Source organism: Streptomyces sp. NBC_00344 (assembly GCF_036088315.1).
In the GTDB taxonomy this organism is placed as follows: domain Bacteria; phylum Actinomycetota; class Actinomycetes; order Streptomycetales; family Streptomycetaceae; genus Streptomyces.
On record NZ_CP107996.1, the window covers coordinates 6,214,138 to 6,233,858 of the forward strand.

Annotated in this window: 17 protein-coding genes; 10 read left to right on the plus strand and 7 right to left on the minus strand. The window is 69.8% G+C overall.

Features of this window, described 5'->3' with window-relative positions:
* The first annotated feature begins 56 nt into the window (after positions 1-56).
* From OHS16_RS28185 to OHS16_RS28220, 8 genes are all read left to right on the plus strand, one after another.
* Positions 57-1,355 carry an extracellular solute-binding protein gene (locus tag OHS16_RS28185; protein ID WP_328540050.1) on the plus strand — a complete coding sequence of 433 codons (1,299 nt, stop codon included), beginning with the start codon at positions 57-59 and terminating at the stop codon, positions 1,353-1,355.
* Positions 1,352-2,290 carry a carbohydrate ABC transporter permease gene (locus tag OHS16_RS28190; RefSeq protein WP_328540051.1) on the plus strand — a complete coding sequence of 313 codons (939 nt, stop codon included), beginning with the start codon at positions 1,352-1,354 and terminating at the stop codon, positions 2,288-2,290. The genes OHS16_RS28185 and OHS16_RS28190 overlap by 4 nt, the downstream gene beginning before the upstream one ends.
* Position 2,291: 1 nt before the next feature.
* Positions 2,292-3,191 (plus strand): carbohydrate ABC transporter permease, encoded by a 900-nt coding sequence (locus OHS16_RS28195; RefSeq protein WP_328540052.1) that lies wholly within the window; start codon positions 2,292-2,294, stop codon positions 3,189-3,191.
* Between the two features lie 8 nt (positions 3,192-3,199).
* Positions 3,200-4,285, plus strand: coding sequence for a glycoside hydrolase family 130 protein (locus tag OHS16_RS28200; RefSeq protein WP_328540053.1), 1,086 nt, complete (start codon positions 3,200-3,202; stop codon positions 4,283-4,285).
* Entirely contained in the window at positions 4,282-5,502 is a 1,221-nt protein-coding gene (locus OHS16_RS28205; protein WP_328540054.1) for a Gfo/Idh/MocA family protein, read from the plus strand. Before OHS16_RS28200 ends, OHS16_RS28205 begins: the two co-directional genes overlap by 4 nt.
* The gene (locus OHS16_RS28210; protein WP_328540055.1) at positions 5,499-7,121 is read left to right on the plus strand and encodes a glycoside hydrolase family 13 protein; all 1,623 of its coding nucleotides are present in this window, start codon (positions 5,499-5,501) and stop codon (positions 7,119-7,121) included. The genes OHS16_RS28205 and OHS16_RS28210 overlap by 4 nt, the downstream gene beginning before the upstream one ends.
* Positions 7,105-8,493 carry a phosphomannomutase/phosphoglucomutase gene (locus OHS16_RS28215; RefSeq protein WP_328540056.1) on the plus strand — a complete coding sequence of 463 codons (1,389 nt, stop codon included), beginning with the start codon at positions 7,105-7,107 and terminating at the stop codon, positions 8,491-8,493. Before OHS16_RS28210 ends, OHS16_RS28215 begins: the two co-directional genes overlap by 17 nt.
* 352 nt (positions 8,494-8,845) lie before the next feature.
* Entirely contained in the window at positions 8,846-9,166 is a 321-nt protein-coding gene (locus OHS16_RS28220) for a nuclear transport factor 2 family protein (protein WP_328540057.1), read from the plus strand.
* 310 nt (positions 9,167-9,476) lie between these two features.
* Here the strand turns inward: OHS16_RS28220 and OHS16_RS28225 are convergent, their stop codons facing one another.
* Genes OHS16_RS28225 through OHS16_RS28250 form a run of 6 tightly spaced genes read right to left on the minus strand, consistent with a single transcriptional unit; the run spans position 9,477 to position 14,840 of the window.
* Complete coding sequence (locus OHS16_RS28225) at positions 9,477-10,700, minus strand: cytochrome P450 family protein (protein WP_328540058.1); 1,224 nt, start codon at positions 10,698-10,700, stop codon at positions 9,477-9,479.
* A complete protein-coding gene (locus tag OHS16_RS28230) occupies positions 10,625-12,037 on the minus strand; it encodes a cytochrome P450 (protein WP_328540059.1) in 1,413 nt (470 codons plus the stop codon). The genes OHS16_RS28225 and OHS16_RS28230 overlap by 76 nt, the downstream gene beginning before the upstream one ends.
* On the minus strand, positions 12,034-12,642 hold the full coding sequence (locus OHS16_RS28235; RefSeq protein WP_328540060.1) for a GTP-binding protein: 609 nt from the start codon (positions 12,640-12,642) through the stop codon (positions 12,034-12,036). The genes OHS16_RS28230 and OHS16_RS28235 overlap by 4 nt, the downstream gene beginning before the upstream one ends.
* A complete protein-coding gene (locus OHS16_RS28240) occupies positions 12,617-12,976 on the minus strand; it encodes a DUF742 domain-containing protein (protein ID WP_328540061.1) in 360 nt (119 codons plus the stop codon). Before OHS16_RS28240 ends, OHS16_RS28235 begins: the two co-directional genes overlap by 26 nt.
* On the minus strand, positions 12,973-13,401 hold the full coding sequence (locus OHS16_RS28245) for a roadblock/LC7 domain-containing protein (RefSeq protein WP_328540062.1): 429 nt from the start codon (positions 13,399-13,401) through the stop codon (positions 12,973-12,975). Before OHS16_RS28245 ends, OHS16_RS28240 begins: the two co-directional genes overlap by 4 nt.
* A complete protein-coding gene (locus OHS16_RS28250; RefSeq protein WP_328540063.1) occupies positions 13,398-14,840 on the minus strand; it encodes an ATP-binding protein in 1,443 nt (480 codons plus the stop codon). Before OHS16_RS28250 ends, OHS16_RS28245 begins: the two co-directional genes overlap by 4 nt.
* A gap of 505 nt (positions 14,841-15,345) precedes the next feature.
* Between OHS16_RS28250 and OHS16_RS28255 the strand changes: the two genes are divergently transcribed.
* Positions 15,346-16,968, plus strand: a complete 1,623-nt coding sequence (locus OHS16_RS28255) for an FAD-dependent monooxygenase (protein ID WP_328540064.1) — start codon at positions 15,346-15,348, stop codon at positions 16,966-16,968.
* 171 nt (positions 16,969-17,139) lie between these two features.
* Positions 17,140-19,359, plus strand: coding sequence for an NADP-dependent isocitrate dehydrogenase (locus OHS16_RS28260; protein ID WP_328540065.1), 2,220 nt, complete (start codon positions 17,140-17,142; stop codon positions 19,357-19,359).
* A gap of 127 nt (positions 19,360-19,486) precedes the next feature.
* Here the strand turns inward: OHS16_RS28260 and OHS16_RS28265 are convergent, their stop codons facing one another.
* Entirely contained in the window at positions 19,487-19,714 is a 228-nt protein-coding gene (locus OHS16_RS28265) for a DUF6296 family protein (protein WP_328540066.1), read from the minus strand.
* Positions 19,715-19,721: the final 7 nt, after the last annotated feature.

A 19,721-nucleotide genomic window follows, 5' to 3' on the forward strand; every position in this document is an offset into this window, starting at 1 on the left:
GGCAAAAAATTCCCGTCCGGCGACGAGGCCGGGCGTGAACAGTTCGGAGAGTCTTCATGCTGAGGAGAACGGCGTACGCGCTGCTGGTGCTCGCTCTCGCGGGTGCCGCGACCGCCTGTGGCCGGCCGGCCCCCGACCCGGAGGACGCGGAGAACGCCCGCGGTCCCGTCAAGGTCTGGCTGTCGAACAACGCCCAGGAAGTGGCCTGGGGCAAGAACATGATCGCCGCCTGGAACAGGAGTCATCCGGGCCAGCACGCCACGGCCCAGCAGATCCCGGCGGGCAAGACATCCGAAGAGGCCATCAGCGCCTCGATCATCGCGGGCACCAGCGCCTGTCTGGTCTTCAACACCGCGCCTGCCTCGGTGCCGACCTTCGAGAAGCAGAACGGTCTCGTGCCGCTCAGTGACTTCCCGGACGGTGACGCGTACGTCCAGAAGCGAGGCGGCGCCCTCACCGAGCAGTACAAGTCGCAGGACGGCAAGTTCTATCAACTGCCGTGGAAGAGCAACCCGGTGATGATCCTCTACAACAAGAAGATCTTCAAGAAGGCCGGGCTCGACCCGGAGCACCCCCGGCTGGCGACCTACAGCCAGTTTCTGAAGACCTCCCGCACCCTCGTGCACAGCGGCGCCGCCAAGGCCGCGATCTGGCCGGCGCCCAGCAGCGAGTTCTTCCAGTCCTGGTACGACTTCTACCCCGCGTTCGCCGCGGAGAGCAGTGGTGAGCAGCTCATCCAGCACGGCAAACCGCAGTTCGACTCACCGGCCGGCCGCCGGGCCGCCGCGTTCTGGCGCACGCTGTACGCCGAGAAGCTCGCTCCGCAGGAGGCCTACCCCGGGGACGCCGTGAACGACGGGAAGGCCGCCATGGCCACCGTCGGCCCATGGGCGGTCTCCGCCTACAAGGACAGTGTCGACATCGGGGTGGCCCCGGTACCCACCGCCGCCGGGAAGTCGCCGAAGGACACGTACTCCTTCAGCGACGAGAAGTCCGCCGCGATGTTCAGCGCCTGCCACAACAGGGCCACGGCCTGGGACCTGCTGAAGTTCGCCACCTCGGCCCAGCAGGACGGGAAGTTCCTCGACGCCACCGGACAGATGCCGATGCGCGAGGACCTGACCGCGCGCTATCCGGCCTTCTTCGCGAAGAAGCCCTTGTACAAGGTGTTCGCCCGGCAGGCCGAGCATGTCGTCGAGGTCCCCAACGTACCGGGCTCCGTGGATATCTGGCAGGCCTTCCGCGACGAGTGGACCAAGTCCGTCGTCTTCGGAGACGGATCCACCGATGCCGCGCTGCGCAGGGCCTCCGACAAGATCAGCAGGCTGCTCGACGAGTACGGAGACCCGTCATGACCCACCCCGGTATCACCGCCACCACCGGAAGTCACCCGCCTCGCAAGGACGCGGCCTCCCGCCACGGACGCGCCCGCTCACGGACCGGTGCGCTGTTCGTGACCCCGTACGTGCTGTTCCTCCTGGTCGTGTTCGCGGTTCCGCTGGTGTACACGCTGTGGATCTCCGTCCACCGCTTCTACTTCACCGCCCCCGGCACGCACGCCGACTCGCCGTGGGTGGGGCTGTCCAACTACAAGGACGTGTTCACCGACCCGGTGGTGGGCCGCGCCTTTTTGAACATCGCGGTCTTCCTCGTGATCAACGTGCCTCTCACGGTGGTACTCGCGCTCGTCCTGGCCTCCGTGCTCAACGCGAAGATACGTTTCCGCGCCTTCTTCCGCGCCGCCTACTACCTGCCGTACATCACGGCGAGCGTCGCCCTGGTCGCGGTGTGGCAGTTCCTGTTCGGTGCGGACGGGTTCGTCAACAACCTCCTCGGCTCGCACGCGCCGGACCCCTCGTGGCTGGTCAACTCGCACCTCGCGATGCCGATGATCGCCTTCTTCGTCACCTGGAAGCAGCTCGGCTTCTTCGTGATGCTCTACCTTGCCGCGCTCCAGAACGTCGGCAAGGAGCTGTACGAGGCGGCCTCCGTCGACGGAGCCGGCCGCGTACGGCAGTTCCTGTCGGTCACCGTGCCCGGGGTGCGGCCCGCGACGACTCTCGTCGTCATCTACGCGATCATCACCGGCGCCAACCTGTTCAGCGAGCCCTATCTGCTGACCGGCGGCGGCGGACCCGACCACGCCTCCACCTCGCCCGTCCTGCTCATGTACCAGAAGGGCATCGAGCAGGGCCACCCGGACTTCGCGGCAGCGCTCGGTGTGGTGCTGGTGTGCTTCGTCCTCGTCATCTCGCTGGCCGCCCGCAAGCTCACCGAGAAGGGCAACTGACATGATCGCCTCCACTCCGGCCGCGGACGACGCGATCACGGACACCGCGGAGCAGACCCGGCCCGCCGGCATCCGCCGTTCCTGGGGAACTGCCGCCAGGTACCTCCTTCTCGCGCTCGGCGCGGTCGCGTTCCTCTTCCCCTTCTACTACATGATCGTCGGCTCCCTGCGGAACACGACGACCGGTGACGTGTCATCCGCCGTGCCCAGCGGGCTCACCGCCGGCAACTACACAGCGGTCAACGGCGCCATCTCGCTGGGCCGTTCGCTGCTCAACTCCGGGATCATGACCGTCGGTGTCCTGCTGTGCACACTCGTCTTCGGAGTGCTCGCCGGATACGCGCTGGCCCGGCTGCAGTTCCGCGGCCGCGGCAGCGTGTTCGCCTCACTGCTGCTCGTGCAGATGGTGCCCTTCCAGCTGCTGACACTTCCGCTCTACGTTCTCGTGGTCCGCGACTACGGGCTGGGGGACAACTACATCGGGATGATTCTGCCGTTCGCGATCAACTCGACGGCCGTCTTCCTGTTCCGGCAGTTCTTCCTCCAGATGCCGCAGTCCCTCTTCGAGGCCGCCCGCATCGACGGAGCGGGTGAACTGCGCATCCTGTGGAAGATCGCGCTGCCGATGGCCCGGCCCGCCGTGCTCACCGCCATGCTGCTGACCTTCATCGGCCCGTGGAACGAGTTCCTCTGGCCGTTCCTTGTCACCAAGGACGCCGACAAGCAGCCGCTGGCCGTCTCGCTTGCCAGTTTCCTCTCCAACCTCCAGGGCACGGTCGCCAACCCGACCGGAGCCCTGCTGGCCGGCGCCTGTGTGCTGGCCGCTCCCGCAGTGGCCCTGTTCCTGCTGTTCCAGCGCCACTTCACCTCGACCGACATCGACTCCGGAGTAAAGGGCTGATTCCCTCCATGAGCACCACCAGCACCACCAGCACCACTTCACGCATTCCCTATCGCCTGGTACGCAAGGGCCTGGTCATGTCGCCGCTGCCAGGCGAGGCCGATGAGGCCGAAGGAGTCCTCAATCCGGCGTCCGGACGCACTCCCGACGGGCGCCTGCATCTGCTGCCGCGCCTCGTCGCCGAGGGCAACGTCTCCCGCGTCGGCCTCGCCGAGGTCACGTTCACCGACGGCGTTCCCAGCGGCGTCGAACGGCGCGGCGTCGTCCTCGCGCCCGACGAGGGCTGGGAGCGCGGAAAGCACAACGCCGGTGTCGAGGACCCGCGTGTCACCTGGATACCCTCGCTCGGCAAGCACGTCATGTCCTACGTCGCCTACGGTCCGCTCGGGCCGAAGCCGGCCATCGCCGTGTCCGACGACCTGACCGAATGGACCCGGCTCGGCCCGGTCCAGTTCGCCTACCAGCCGGACCTCGACACCGACCTGAACCTCTTCCCGAACAAGGACGTCGTCCACTTCCCGGAGCCGGTGCCCGGCCCCGACGGGGAACCCGCCTACGCGATGCTGCACCGTCCGATGTGGGACCTCGGCTGGTTCCGGCCCGGGGAGGGTGTCCATCTGCCTGCCGGGATCACCGACGAACGGCCCGGCATCTGGATCTCGTACGTGCCCGTCGCCGAGGTCGAAGCCGACATCCGTGCCCTGGCCCGCCCGCGCGACCACCGCCTCGTCGCGCTGTCCGCATATCCCTGGGAGGACCTGAAGATCGGTGGCGGCCCCGCCCCTGTCCGGGTGCCCGAGGGGTGGCTGCTCATCCACCACGGCGTCTCCGGCCACATCGAGGACCCCTTCGCGCAGAACCAGAGTGTTTCCTATGCGGCCGGCGCCATGATCCTCGACCCGGCCGACCCCGCGAGGGTCCTCGCCCGCTCCGAGGAGCCGCTCATGGCACCCGAGACCGAAGAGGAGCGGGCCGGCACGGTCCCCAACGTCGTCTTCCCGACCGCCATCGAGGAGATCGACGGGAAGAGTTACGTGTTCTACGGCATGGCCGACGCGCACATCGGCGTCGCCCTGCTGGAGCGCACCGCATGACCTCCGCTCCGGCCCCGCTGGGCCTCGGACTGGTCGGCTGCGGCGGCTTCGGGGCGTACGTCCTGGACGCCGTGGCCGACCTGGCCGGGCTGGTCCCGGTCGCCGTCGCGGACCCCGACTCCGTACGGGCGAGTTCCCTCGGCGAACGCCACGGCGTGCCCGCGCTCGCCTCCCTGGAGGAACTGCTGGAGCGCGAGGACGTGGCGGCCGTCGCCATCGCCACACCGCCGGCCGCACACGCAGCCATGGCCACGGCCGCGCTGCGTGCCGGCCGGCACGTGTTCTGCGAAAAACCACTCGCCACCACGGGGCGGGACGCCGGAGCTGTCGCGCGCGAGGCCGAGCGTTCGGGGCTGGCCCTCGTCGTCGACCACGTGCTGCGCTACAACCCGCTGCTGCGGGCCGTGGAACGGCTCACCGACCAGGGACTGCTCGCGCCCCCGCGCCGGTTCCTGTTCGAGAACGACGCATCCGACCAGGACCTCGGCCCCGATCACTGGTTCTGGGACCGCTCGCACAGCGGCGGCATCTTCGTCGAGCACGGCGTGCACTTCTTTGACGCCGCACGTGCCCTGCTGGGCTCCGAGCCGCTCAGCGTGCGCGCGACCGCCGTACGGCGGCCCGGCGGACCCGTCGACATGGTCAGCGCCGACGTCCTCCACCCGGGCGGCGTCCTCGCCTCCCACCTGCACTCCTTCACTCACGCACACCGCTGCGAGCGCCAGCTCATGCGTCTGGACCACGGGTTCGCCGAAACCAGGATCGACGGATGGATCCCGGTGCGCGCCGAGATCTCTGCGTGGACCGACGAGGAGGGGGCCAGGGCCTGGGAGCGGCTGCCCGCGCGGGCAGCCGCGCTGCTGCACGTGGAGGGGTTCCGCCCGCACGGCGGCGAGCGGGTATCCGTCGCGGTCGAACGCGATGCGGGCGCCGGTGCGCCCGCGCGCGGGCGCGGAGAGCAACGCGTCGTACCGCACCATGTCCGCGCCGTGCTCGACCTCGGCGGCGAGGCACGAAAGCCGCACGTCTACAGCGAAAGCGTTCGCGCCGCCGTCGCCGATCTGGTCCGCGTCGCCCACGGCGGCGGCACCCCGGTCGCCGACGCGCTCGCCGGTCTCAGCGCCGTCCTCGTCGCGGAGAGCGCGACGCTGGCCGCCGACACCGGCACCGAACAACACGTGCCCGGTCCCGCGCCGCACATCCAGGAGCGCTCATGAGCTGGTGGCAGGACACCGTCTGCTACGAGGTGTACCCGCGCGCCTTCGCCGACTCGGACGACGACGGGATCGGCGATCTCGCCGGGGCGGCCGCCCGGCTGGGCCACATCGCCGAACTGGGGGCGGACGCTGTGTGGATCACGCCGTTCTACCCGTCGCCGCTCGCCGACGGCGGATACGACATCGCCGACCACACCGGCGTCGCCGCGGACCTCGGCACATCCGACGACTTCGGCCGCCTCATCGCCCGCGCCCACGAACTGGGCCTGAAGCTCATCGTCGACCTCGTACCGAACCACACCTCCGACCAGCACTCCTGGTTCCAGGAGGCGCTGGCAGCAGGACCTGGTTCCGCCGCACGCGGACGCTACCTGTTCCGCGCCGGACGCGGCCCGTGCGGCGCGCTCCCGCCCAACGACTGGCAGTCGGCCTTCGGCGGCCCCGCGTGGACCAGGGTGGCCGACGGCGAGTGGTACTGCCACCTGCACGCCCCCGAACAGCCCGACCTCAATTGGCGCGATCCGGTGGTGCGTTCCGCCTTCGCCGACATCCTGAGGTACTGGCTGGACCGAGGTGTGGACGGCTTCCGCGTCGACGTCGCGCACGCCTTGTTCAAGGCCGAGGGCCTTCCTGACGCCGGGCCCGGACAGCATCAGGACCCACGGCGCAACCACCTCCTGCCGTACTACGACCAGGAGGAACTGCACCCGCTGTACCGCGAGTGGCGTGCCCTGCTGGACACCCACCCGGCGCCGCCGGGCGCGGTACCGCCGCACCACCGGGTGATGGTCGCCGAGTCCGCCGTGTTCGATCCGTCCAGGCTGGCCCGCTACATCAGGCCCGGCGAGATGCACCAGGCCTTCAACTTCGCCTTCCTGGAAGCCGACTGGGACCCTGTGCAGCTGCGCCGCGTCATCGACGCCTCGCTGTCCGCCCCTGGTGGCGGATCGGTCACCTGGCTGCTCTCCAGCCATGACGCGGTCCGCCCGGTGACCCGTTTCGGTTCCGCCGACCGCGCCCGAGCGGCGGCCCTGCTCATGCTGGCGCTGCCCGGCTCCGCCTATCTCTACCAGGGCGAGGAACTCGGCCTGCCGCAGGCGGTCGTCCCCGACGACCGCATCCGCGACCCGCTGTGGGAACGCTCCGGACACACGGACCGGGGCCGCGACGGCTCCCGCGTACCGCTGCCCTGGTCCGGCGACCGGGCCCCGTACGGCTTCACCGCCGCCGGCCCCGGACACACCTGGCTGCCGCAGCCGGACGACTGGGCCCGGTACACCGTGGCCGCCCAGGAACAGGACCCCGCCTCGACGCTCGCCCTCTACCGCACCGCCCTGCGGCTGCGCCGCGCTCATCCGGCCCCCGACCCGGCGGCCCCGCCCCACTGGTACTCGGCACCGGGCGATCCGTACCTCGCTTTCCGGCGCGGCACACTGGCCTGCGTCGTCAACCTCGGTACCCGGTCGCTGTCCTGGGCCGCGCTCGGTGTACCGGGCCGCCCGGTACTGGCCAGCGGCCCCATCGAAGGCGAGACGCTGTCACCCGACACCGCCCTGTGGCTCCTCGACACCGACGTTCCGCACCCCCGTGAAGGAGACGGCCATGGCTGTGCCCGCTGACCCCGCGCCGCGCACCGGTCTGTCCGCACTCGTCAAGGCATACGACGTGCGCGGCGTCGTACCCGATCAGTGGGACGAGCGGACGGCCGCCCTGTTCGGCACCGCGTTCGTACAGGTCACGGGGGCGCGTGCGCTCCTGACCGGACACGACATGCGGGCGTCGTCGCCGGGCCTCGCACGGGCCTTCGCGCGAGGAGCCGTCGCGCAGGGCGCGGACGTCACCGAGACCGGCCTGTGCTCGACGGACCAGCTGTACTACGCCTCCGGCGCATTCGACCTGCCCGGCGCCATGTTCACCGCCTCGCACAATCCGGCCCGCTACAACGGCATCAAACTGTGCCGGGCCGGCGCCGCACCCGTCGGCCAGGACAGCGGACTCGCGGAGATCCGCACGCTCGTGGAGCGGTGGACCGACGCGGGCGGACCGCCGCCGCCCGCCCATCGCACCGGGACGGCCACCCACCGGGACACCCTGCGGGAGTACGCGGGCCACCTGCGCACGCTCGTCGACCTGACCGGAGTCCGCAGGCTCAAGGTCGTCGTGGACGCAGGCAACGGCATGGGCGGCCACACCGTGCCCACGGTCTTCGCCGGCCTCCCGCTCGACGTCGTACCGATGTACTTCGAGCTGGACGGCAACTTCCCGAACCACGAGGCCAATCCGCTCGACCCGTCGAACATCGTGGACCTCCGGGCCCGTGTCCGAGCAGAGCACGCCGATATCGGCCTCGCCTTCGACGGGGACGCCGACCGCTGCTTCGTGGTCGACGAGCGCGGTGAACCCGTGTCGCCCTCCGCGATCACCGCGCTCGTCGCCTCCCGCGAGCTCGGCCGCAGGCCCGGTGCCACAGTCCTGCACAACCTGATCACCTCACGCGCCGTGCCGGAGGTCATCCGCGAAGCGGGCGGCACCCCTGTGCGCACCCGCGTCGGCCACTCCTTCATCAAGGCCGAAATGGCCCGTACCGGCGCCGTGTTCGGCGGCGAGCACTCCGCGCATTACTACTTCGCCGACTTCTGGAATGCCGACACCGGAATGCTCGCAGCGCTCCACGTCCTGGCCGCGCTCGGCCGACAGGCCGGTCCGCTGTCGTCACTCACACGCCGCTTCGAGCGGTACGCCTCCTCAGGAGAGATCAACTCAACGGTCGATGACGCGGCCGGCCGCCTCGCCGCCGTCCGCGCGGCCTGGAACGACCTGCCCGGCGTCACGATCGACGAACTCGACGGCCTTACCGTGAACGGCCCGGAATGGTGGTTCAACCTCCGCCCGTCCAACACCGAACCCCTTCTGCGGCTCAACGCCGAGGCCCGTGAGCCGCACACCATGCGAGAGCTGCGCGACGAAGTCCTGGACCTCGTCCGCGCCTGAGGTGGGGGACGGCGACGGCGGTGTGTGGACCGGGGTGGTCCGCAGACGCGCGTCAGCCCGTCGTCCAGCGACGGAGTTTCCCGGGGTCGCGTACGAGCGGATGCCCTTGATGCGGCCGCCCGCGACGCCGAACGGGTTCCCGCCGTCGATGAGGTGGGGCGGGATCCCGGACTGTCTCGCCGCACCTTCCGGAGCAGACGGTGAGCCGCATGAACGCCGGCAGACCCGGCGCGTCGGTGCCGCCCTCAGGACACGCGGTCCTGCGGCGAACGGGTGAGGGTTGGCGTCCCGGCCCCGCCCGCGGTGTTTCCTGGACACGCAACAGCACCCGTACGCCGGCCCAGGAGGCCCCGTGATCGCCCCGAGTGAGCTGTCCGACCCCGCCGTCCGCGCCTTCGTCGGAGCCGTCAACGCGGGTGACCGGGCCGCCTTCCAGGAAGTTCTCACCCCTCACGTGACCATGTCCGACGACGGCTCGGACCGCGACGTCACACAGTGGGCCGAGAAGGAGATCTTCTCCTCCGGAGGCCACATGGTCGTCAGGACCGAGTCCGACCGCGGTCTCTTCCTGATCGTCGACTACCGCAATGACACGTGGGGCGAGATGCGCACCGTCTGGCGCTTCACCGTCGAGGGCGGAAAGATCAGCCGTTTCGAGACCGGCCAGGCCTGAGCAACACCCCTCAGGCCGGCCCGGTCCTGACCCGCCGAACCATTCAGGTCATCGGGCACCCAGCGCCGCGCCGTACCGGCGGAACCCGGACGCCCCGGCACCAACACCGAGCGGCTCGGCGGCCGGCCCTGGCCCCGTCCGTGACGCTCGTCCGGTCGTCCGTGGCGCTTCCGTCGCCGGGTTCCGCCCGGATGCGCACGGCAGGCCGGGCACCACGGCGAACGGCCCCGCCACCAGCAGTGGGTGGCGGGGCCGCATTCCCGGGGTCCTGCGGGCCGTGGGAAGGGGCGCTCGGATGGGCCCCGTCCGATCAGGCCTTGGTCAGGCGCATCGGGAGGCTGCGCAGCCCGCCGACGATGAACCCGCCCGCGGGTTCAAGGGATTCGTCCGGGACGCCCAGTTCGAGGTCGGGGAAGCGGGCGAAGAGGGCCGGAAGCGCGATCCGGGCCTCCATACGGGCCAGTGGGGCGCCCACGCAGTGGTGCACCCCGTGGCCGAAGCTGAGGTGTTCAGGGCTGGGACGGCGGACGTCGTAGTCGGATGCCGTGCCGCCGTGCTGCTGCGGGTCACGGCCGGTGGCCGCGAACGACGGCAGGATCGCATCGCCCTTGCGGATGGTGGGGCCGCCGGGAAGGCTGATGTCCTCGACCGCGAAGCGGAGCGGCAGGTTGGCCACGCTGGGGGCCCAGCGGAGGGTTTCCTCGATGACGTCGTTCCAGGAGACCTCACCCGCGAGCACCGCACTGAGCTGATCGGGATGCGTGAGCAGGGCGTGGACGGCGTTGCCGATGAGGTTGACGGTGGTCTCATGGCCGGCGACGAGAACGAGGAGGAGCGTGTCGATCAGCTCCTGTTCGCTCATCTTCTCGCCGTCCTCGTCATGGGAGGTGACCAGGAGACTGGTCAGATCCTCGGCGGGGTCCTTCCGCTTGAGCTCGGCCAGGCCGCGCAGCAGCGCCTGGATGGCCACGAAGGTGGCGCCCGCCTCCTCCGGGTCGGACGAGGTCATGATGATCTCGGAGTGCCGGGCCAGCTCGCTGCGGGTCTCGCCCTCGGGAATTCCGAACAGCTCACCGATGACCTGCATCGGGAGCGGATGCGTGAAGCCCGCGCGCAGGTCGACGACGGAGCCTGCCGGAACGGCGGCCAGTTCGTCGAGCAGCTTGGCCGTGATGCGCTCGACCGACGGGAGCATCGCCTCGGTCCTGCGGGAGGTGAACGCCGGGGCGATCAGCTTGCGAAGCCGCCGGTGGTCGCTCCCGTAGGCGGTGAACATGTTCGTGACGCCGACCCAGGTCGCCAGCCAGGACTCCTGATACTCGCCCCGCTGCCAGGCAGGCCAGTGCTGACGCGCGTCCTTGGACACCCGCGGGTCGGTCAGCAGCTCCTTGAGCAGACCGTGGGTGGTGATCGCCCAGGCCTGCGGACCGTCGGGGAGCTGAACGAGCGTGGCAGGGCCTAGTTCGCGGAGGCGGGCTGCTTCTGCGTGGACGTCTGCTCCGGCCGGGTCGAGGGCGACGGGCTGCTGTTCCATGGGGTGGCTCCTGCCTGATCGGGGGTGATGGGGGTGAAGCGGGCCGGAAGGGCTGCGAGAGCCCTTTGGAAACCACCCGGGCGCCATGTCAGCTCATCGCTCGGCACCGCGAGTTCGATGTCGGAGAGCCAGGCGGTGAGCCGCTCGATCGCGGTGGTGACGATCACCAGGGCATGTCGCTGCACCGGGCAGGCATGGGGACCCGACGCCCAGGACAGATGGGCGCCGCTGCCGGAGCGGGACTGTTCCAGCGAGACGTTGCCGTATTGGGTGTTGGCCGCCGCGTAGGAGACCAGTACCAGCTGTCCGGCGCGCACCCAGGTGCCGTGGAAGAACACGTCACGGCGCGGGTAGTGGGCGGAGTAGTTGGCCATCGGAGGGTCGTTCCACAGCACCTCGTTGATGGCGTCCTGCGCCGTCAGCGCACCGCCCGACAGAGTGCTGTAGTAACGGTCGTCGGAGAGCATCCGGGAGAGCGCGTTGCCGATGAGGTTGCCGAGCGGTTCGTTTCCCGCCGCCATCGTCAGGACGATCTGAGGGATGACTTCCTCGTCCGACAGTCCGTTGGGGTGGTCCAGGAACCAGGACGTCAGGTCCGGTCCGCGCTGCGCCTTCTTCGAGCCGACCATCTCCATGATGTACGCCTCGAAGGCGGCGTTGGCCGCGTTGGCCTCCTCGGGCGACGCACCGTCCATCAGCCCGGAGATGGCCGCGATGAGCTGGGGGCCGTAGGCGTCCGGCATGCCGAAGAGGTTGTTGAACATCAGGACCGGCAGGAGCTGCGCGTATTCCGACACGAGGTCGACGGTCCCCGAGGCCCCGAAGTTCTGGATGAGGGTGTCGGCCGCGTGCCGGACGCGGGCACGCAGTTCGTGCGGTTCGACGAGCTGGAAGCTGTCGGTGATCACTTGGCGGTAGCGCTTGTGCACCTCGCCGTCGTTGAAGAGGGCGTTGGGCCGCCAGCCCAGCATCGGCATGACCTGCGAGTCGGCCGGCACGGTCCGCATCCAGTCGCGGGAGTCCTTGGACCAGGTGGTGTCGTCGTTCAGCAGGTCCAGCGCGGCCCGGTAGTCGGTGACCAGCATGGCCGTCACATCAGGGGCGATCTCTACGGGCGCGAGGGCTCCGTACTGGCGCAGATGTGCGTAGTAGCGGTGCGGGTCGGCCGCGAACTCCGGGTCGTAGAGCCTGATGAGCGAATCGCGGTCGGCCCGGTCGAGCGGGTGGCCGGCCGGCGCGGCTGCGTCCGCCGGCGCGGCGAACGCGTCGGGCCCGTCATGGGCGTGCGCCGGGCAGCCCGGCGGGGGTGTGGCACCCGGCTGGTGCGGGGAAGTCACTGATTCTCCAGGGGCGTGTGGGCCAGTACGTGCCCGACGAGCGCTATCAGTGCGTCGACGGATTGATTCCGTTCGCGGGCGTCGCACAGTACGAGCGGTGTGTCGGGGTGCAGATCGAGGGCGTCGCGCAGCTGTTCGACGTCGTAGTGCGGCGCGTCGGGGAAGGTGTTGACCGCCACCGCGTAGCGCAGCCCGGCCTCCTCGACGATGTCCATCACCTCGAAGGAGTCGGCAAGCCGTCGGGTGTCGGCGAGGACGAGGGCGCCCAGCGCCCCACGGGCGATGTCCTGCCACAGGGGCCGGAAACGCTTCTGTCCGGGTGTGCCGAACAGATACAGCACCAGGTCCCCGGGGAGGGTCAGACGTCCGAAGTCGATGGCGACCGTGGTGGTGGTCTTGTCCCGGACACCGGCGAGGTCGTCGACATTCGCGCCGCTCTGCGTCATGACCTCTTCGGTGTGCAGCGGCGGGGTTTCGGACAGCGTACGGATGAGCGTCGTCTTGCCGACGCCGAACGGTCCGGCGACGAGGAGTTTGACTAGCGTCTGATCAGCGCCGGAGAGGTACATGGCGCCGGCGCTAGGACTTGAGAGAGCGGAGTCCATCGAGAACCCTCTCCAGGATCTGCCGGTCGAATATCTCGGCTTCGGGAATGGGGACACGGGCGTGCAGCCGCCCGGCATCGACGAGGTCGGCCACCAGCACCTTCAGCACGCTGACGGGCAGCTGAAGATGGGCCGCGACCTCGGCCAGAGACAACGCCCCGGGCTGGAGAAGCTCCAGGATCCGGTGCTCTTCCGGGCGTGCATCACTGGGGATCGGCATGCCGCTGCTGTGCAGCAGGGAGAGCCTGTCCAAGGTGTTGCGGCTGGGCCGGGCACGTCCGCCGGTCGCCAGATAGGCCGGTACGAGGCGCCTGTTGCTCTGGCGCGGGGTCATGCCGGGCTGCCGAGATCCCGAGCCGGGCTGTTCATGACCTTGTTGCCCAGGGTCGTCACCTGGACCTGCATATGGTGCGCGACGACTCCCATGTTGACCTCCGGTTCCGCGAACACGGCGAGGCAGGTGTTACGGCCCGCGGGGATCGCGAACACCCAGCCCTCGTCCGACTCGATGACGGTCTGCCGCAGTGTGGCGTCGTCCTGGCCGGTGAAGGCCGCGGTGACCGCACGCCCGGCACCCTGCAGCGCGGACATCATCGCGGCGACGCCCTCGGCGGACTCCCGCCGGAGGCCCGGTGAGGATCCCTCGATGAAGCCATCACCGGAGATCACGGCGGCGTGGGTGACATGGGGCAGTTCCAGGAGAGGTGCCAGCACCCAGGACTTGTCCTCGGCGACACGGCGGCGAGTAGTGCTGTTCATGAATGGGCATTCCCTTCGGGACCGCGAGGGTGCTGTGGCTGGACGGCTGCCCGGCCGGATTCGGTGCCCTGCTGGAGCGCGGCCCAGCGCGAGGCGTTCTCCTCCGGAGACCGTGCGGGGGCCGGTTCGGCACGCGAGACGTCCTGATCGAGTTCCGACGCTGCCCTGCGGCGGCGCCTGCGCGGGAGTTCACCCTCGCCGGCGTTGTCGGACGGGGTGTCAGGCGAACTCGGGGCGCTCGGCGCCGGCGCTGCGGCGGCAGGCGCGGTCACGGCGGACGCTGCGACCGGTGCGACACGGGACGGCAGAGGGGAGGGCGACCGGTCAGGCGCAGCGGAGCGGTGCGGCAGCGGAGCCATCACGGACATGGGCTGCCGGCTCTCGTCGAGAATGGTGAGCAGGGGATCGCCGGGTATGTACACCACCGCGCGTACCCCTCCGTACGGGGACGGCTCGACATGGACGCCGTAGCCGTACTGCCGGACCAGCCGGCCCGCGGCGGCGAAACCGGTGCGGGGCGGGTCACCGAGCTGGGTGAAGAGCAACTGGTCGTCACCGGAGAGCAGTTCCGTCGCGTGCCGGAGCTCGTCCGGATGCATGCCGACGCCGTAGTCGTCGATGATGACCGAGGCGCCGCGGTTGCCCTGCTGGAGTGTGACGACGACCGGCAGTTCGTGGTGCGAGTGGTGCAGCGCGTTGGCCAGCAGCTCGGTGACCGTGATCGCGACCGGCTCGACGGCGCGGGCGACGACGGCGATCGGGTCGCGCAGCTGGTTGCTGACCTGGACCCGCTCGTAGCCGCGCAGTCGTGAGGCGGCTCCGACCACGAGTTCGGCGAGGTAGGAGTCCTCGCGGGTCAGCCCCGGCCAGGCGCCGCACACCACACCGGTGGCCTGAATACGTCGCAGCGCCTGCTCGTTGAGGAAGTCGGCAGCCAGCAGATCCTGTGCGATGTCGGGGGCATCGTAACGGTGCTGCATCTGCTGGAGCGAGGTCTGCAGCCGGTAGAGCAGCGCCTGGATGGTGGTGGTCGCACCGCGCAGTGTGGACTGGGCCGCGGCGTCGACCCGTTCCCGCTCCGCGGTGACCGCGTCGCCGACCTGGTCCAGCACGGCGGTGAGCGCGTAGTCCGTGTCACTGCCGGTGAACCGTGCGTCCAGCAGACCGCGCACGGGTACGTGCGAATGCGCGAGGGCAAGGGTCATGTCGGGGAGGCGCGCGGCTGCCAGGTGCCGGATTTCGGACTCGGTGGCCCGCAGACGGGCCGTCAGTTCGGTGTTGCTGTGCAGTGAGGCAGTGTTCTGCCCTTCGGCAGCGGTGAGGCGCTGTCTCAGTTCGGCGCTTCGCATCCGGGCGCGGACCACAATCGCCGCCAGAACCACGGCGGCGGCCGTACCTGCGCAGAGGCACCACAACAGCGCCTCGGGTATGGATGTCATCGAAATCCTCGGGTGGGGGAAGGTTTCGGTCGGCTGCCACGCCGGCGTGGCAGCCGATCATCACGCGATGCTACCTGCGAGTTGACATGGCGTGAGCTGCCTGTCGTGCGGTGACTGTGAAAGCTGTGGGCTACTTTCGGCCCCGGGCGGCCCGGAGAGGGGCATGACGGTCCCGTTGCCGGTGCGAGGCGGGGGCGGTGGAGCGGGATATGTAGTGACGAAGAGTCAGAAAACCCTGCGTTCAGCAGAGTTGTGAATCCCGTACGCCGCAGGGCCAGCTGCGCGGAGGAGGAGAGGCATTCCGTACGGAAGGAGAGCGCAGGATCGCGTATCCAGCGCAGGGCTGCCCCCCGGCGGGCGTCCCAGGGCCGGGGGAGGGGGTGAGTGACGTCAATGCTGCGGGCTCGACGCCCCCGTTCCTGCCGGTGGTCCGGCCGGATCCGACATGACAGACGATCCGAGGTGTGCTGCATTGGAGGGAACGCACTTCCTCCGGGAGGCCGCAGTGAGCGACGTGGACGTACTGGTTGCGGGAGCGGGCCCGGTAGGTCTGACGGCAGCCTGCGAACTGCAGCGGCGCGGCGTCCGGTGCCGTGTCGTCGACAGGCTCCACGCGCGTCGCCCGTTCGCCGGAGCGGTGGGTGTCCAACCCAGGACGCTGGAGATCTGGGACCGGATGGGAATGGTGCGTGAGGCACTCGAAACGGCCATCCCGATGAAGGGGCAACTGCTCTTCGTCAACGGTGAGGAACAGCCCAGGATCGAACTGAGGCTGCCCCCGGATGTGCCGTACGGTTTCGCGGCCCTGCCGCAGTACGAGACGGAACGGCTCCTCGAAGAACTGCTGACGAGCTGGGGAGGGCAGGTCGAGCGCGGTTCGGAGCTGGTGGCCTTCGAGCAGGACGCGGCCGGGGTCAGGGTCCGCGTCGTCGGGCCGTCCGGAGTGGAGGAGGACCTGTCGGCCGCGTACCTCCTGGGCTGCGACGGAGCCCACAGCATCGTACGCAGGGGCCTCGGGCTGGCCTTCGAGGGCGCGGCACTGCCCGAGGAGTACATGCTGGGTGATGTGGAGGTCGACTGGGACCTGCCGCCGTGCTACGGGGTCCGGGCCGTGCACCGCACCGCCGGGCGCGTCGACGATCTTCTGGTGTGCATCCCGCTGCCCGGCCACAACCGCTACCGGATGTCGATGCTCACCCCGCCGGAACTCTCCCGGTCGCCGCAGCCGGAGGGGGAGGGTGTGCAGCACGGTCCGGCGGAGGGGGAGGGCCCCGTACCGGCTCTTGAACACATTCAGGCCGTTCTCGACCGGCTGTCCCCCCGGCCCACGGCCGCCTCGTCCCTCCGGTGGTCATCGGTCTTCCGGATCAGCCACCGTCTGGTGAACCGCTACGCAGAGGGCCGGGTCTTCGTGGCGGGAGATGCCGCGCACATCCACCCGCCCACCGGTGCCCAGGGGATGAACACCGGCATCCAGGACGCGTACAACCTGGCGTGGAAGCTCGCTCTGGCCGTGCAGGGCGATGCGAGTGAGGGACTTCTCGCGAGCTACCACGCGGAACGCCGTCCGGTGGGCGAGGAAGTGGTGCAGCGGACGGTCCGGCACGCGGCAGACGGTCCACAGGCCGATCCGGAGGACCCGTCGACGACGATCCGGCGTGAGGCGCAGCTGCTGGTCGGCTACCGCGGCAGTCCGATCGTGGCGCCCGCAGGCAGCCGGCACGCGGGCCCCGCCCCGGGTGACCGGGCTCCGGACTGCGGCGGGCTCGTCCGTGAGCCGGCGGCGTTCCCCGGCCGGCTGTTCGACCTGCTGCGCGGGCGGGAGCACATTCTGCTGCTCTACGCGGACGCGGATGACCAGCTGGCACGGTGCGACGAGCTGACCAGTTCCGCGCGGCAGCGGGCCCGCGGACAGCTCGCTCTCCGGGCTGTCCTGGCCCCCGGGGTGGCGCCGGAAACGGCTCCCGTTCCCGCGGTCACCGACAGTCTCGGGGAGTTCCGGCAGATGTACGGTGCACGCGGCGGAGAGGGTTTTCTGATCCGCCCGGACGGCTATCTGGGATTTCGGGGCGACCCGGTGGGTGGTCCGGAACTGACCGCCCACCTGAACGCGATCTTCAGGCCATGAGAGTCCCGCACCGCGCGGGCAGGCCGCGGTTCCGTGACCGCCCGTCGCGGACGGCGCCGCCGGGTGCCGGTCCGCCGCAGCCCCCGGCGGTGGCAGGGCCCTGTCGAGCCGGGGCCGGTCACGAGATATCTTGATGTCAAGCAATGTTGCAGACGTGGAGCGGAGCACCCGGTGACTGACTCGACCATCATCTATACGCACACCGACGAGGCCCCTGCCCTGGCGACGTATTCGTTCCTGCCCGTGATCGAGGCCTATGCCTCGACCGCCGGGGTGACGGTGGAGAGCCGTGACATCTCCCTGTCGGGACGGATCATCGCCAGCTTCCCCGAGCGTCTCGAGGAGAGCCGGCGTGTGGATGACGCACTCGCCGAGCTCGGCGAGCTGGCCAGGACTCCCGGCGCGAACATCATCAAGCTTCCGAACATCTCGGCGTCGATTCCGCAGCTGAAGTCCGCGATCGCCGAGCTGCAGCAGATGGGCTACGCGCTGCCCGACTACCCGGACGACCCGAAGACCGATGAGGACAGGGACGTCCGCGCGCGCTACGACAAGGTCAAGGGCAGCGCCGTCAACCCCGTCCTGCGTGAGGGCAACTCCGACCGCCGCGCTCCCGCGTCCGTCAAGAACTACGCCAAGGCGCACCCGCACCGTATGGGCGCCTGGAAGGCTGACTCGAAGACGAACGTCGCCACGATGGGCGGGGACGACTTCCGCTCCACCGAGAAGTCCGCGGTCGTCGCGGAGGACGGCACCCTGCGCATCGAGCTCGTCGGGGACGACGGCAGCACCACCGTGCTGCGCGAGTCCGTACCGGTACTGGCCGGCGAGATCGTCGACGCCTCGGTGATGCGGGTGACGGCGCTGCGTGAGTTCTTCACCGCGCAGGTCGCGCGCGCCAAGGCCGAGGGCGTGCTGTTCTCGGTGCACCTGAAGGCCACGATGATGAAGGTCTCCGACCCGATCATCTTCGGCCACGTGGTGCGTGCCTTCTTCCCGAAGACGTTCGCGGAGCACGGTGCGGCGCTCGCCGCAGCCGGCCTGACCCCCAATGACGGACTCGGCGGCATCCTCAAGGGCCTGGAATCGCTCCCCGACGGCGCGAAGATCCAGGAGTCCTTCGAGGCCGAGCTGGCCGAGGGCCCCGAGCTGGCGATGGTCGACTCCGACAAGGGCATCACCAACCTGCACGTCCCGAGCGATGTCATCGTCGACGCCTCCATGCCGGCCATGATCCGCACTTCCGGTCACATGTGGGGCCCGGACGGCCAGGAGCACGACACGCTCGCCGTCATCCCCGACAGCAGCTACGCCGGCATCTACCAGGTCGTCATCGATGACTGCCGCGCGAACGGTGCCTACGACCCGTCGACGATGGGCTCCGTGCCGAACGTCGGTCTGATGGCGCAGAAGGCCGAGGAGTACGGCAGCCACGACAAGACCTTCGAGATCCCCACCACCGGCACGGTGCGGGTCGTCGACAGCGCCGGGAATGCCGTGCTCGAGCAGACCGTGGGCGCCGGCGACATCTTCCGGGTCTGCCAGACCAAGGACCTGCCGATCCAGGACTGGGTCAAGCTCGCCGTCACGCGCGCCCGCGCGACCGGCGACCCCGCCGTCTTCTGGCTCGACGAGGGTCGCGCGCACGACGCCGGCCTGATCGCCAAGGTCAGGGCCTACCTGCCCGAGCACGACACCGACGGGCTGCAGATCGAGATCATGACGCCGCAGGACGCGATCGCGTTCTCGCTCGAGCGCATCCGCCGCGGCGAGGACACCATTTCGGTCACCGGCAATGTGCTGCGTGACTACCTGACCGACCTGTTCCCGATCCTCGAGCTGGGCACCAGCGCCAAGATGCTCTCGGTGGTCCCGCTGATGAACGGCGGCGGGCTGTTCGAGACCGGCGCCGGCGGCTCCGCACCCAAGCACGTGCAGCAGCTCGTCAAGGAGAACTACCTGCGCTGGGACAGCCTCGGTGAGTTCCTCGCGCTCGCGGTCAGCTTCGAGCACCTGGCGCAGACCACCGGCAACGCCCGCGCCCAGGTACTGGCGGACACGCTGGACCGTGCGACAGGCACCTTCCTCAACGAGGACAAGTCGCCCAGTCGCAAGCTGGGCGGCATCGACAACCGCGGCAGCCACTTCTACCTGGCGCTCTACTGGGCGCAGGAGCTGGCGAAGCAGACCGACGACGCCAAGCTCGCCGAGGCGTTCGCGGCTCTCGCCAAGGCGCTGACCGAGCAGGAGCAGACCATCGTCGACGAGCTGATCGCAGTCCAGGGGTCGGCGGCCGACATCGGCAGCTACTACCGCCCCGACGCCGCCAAGGCGACAGCCGTGATGCGCCCGTCGGTGACCTTCAACGAGGCCATCGCGTCGCTCGGCTGACCCGCGAGCCGCAGGGCGGCGGTGCCGGCGAGGTTCTTGATCCCCGCCGACCGCCGCAGCCCCGCCCCGGCAGGCATCCTCCTGCCGGGGCGGTTTCGTGTTCCGTGCTCCTGCGCGGTCCGCCCGCTCAGTGGCGGGCTGCGCGTGCCAGCGGGGTCCCAGGGGCCTGATGGCCCCCGCTTGCCAGCATGCGCACCTCTCCCTGGCCGCTGATTTCCGCCCGCACGATTCCCGTGTCGTCCTGGTAGACGGGGCTCCCGCCCGGTCCCGCCGACGCGGTACGCCGAACGGTCACCACGTCCTCCGCCCCGGTGAGGCCTTGGAAGACGAGTTCATAGCTTTTCGGGTATTCCACGAAGATC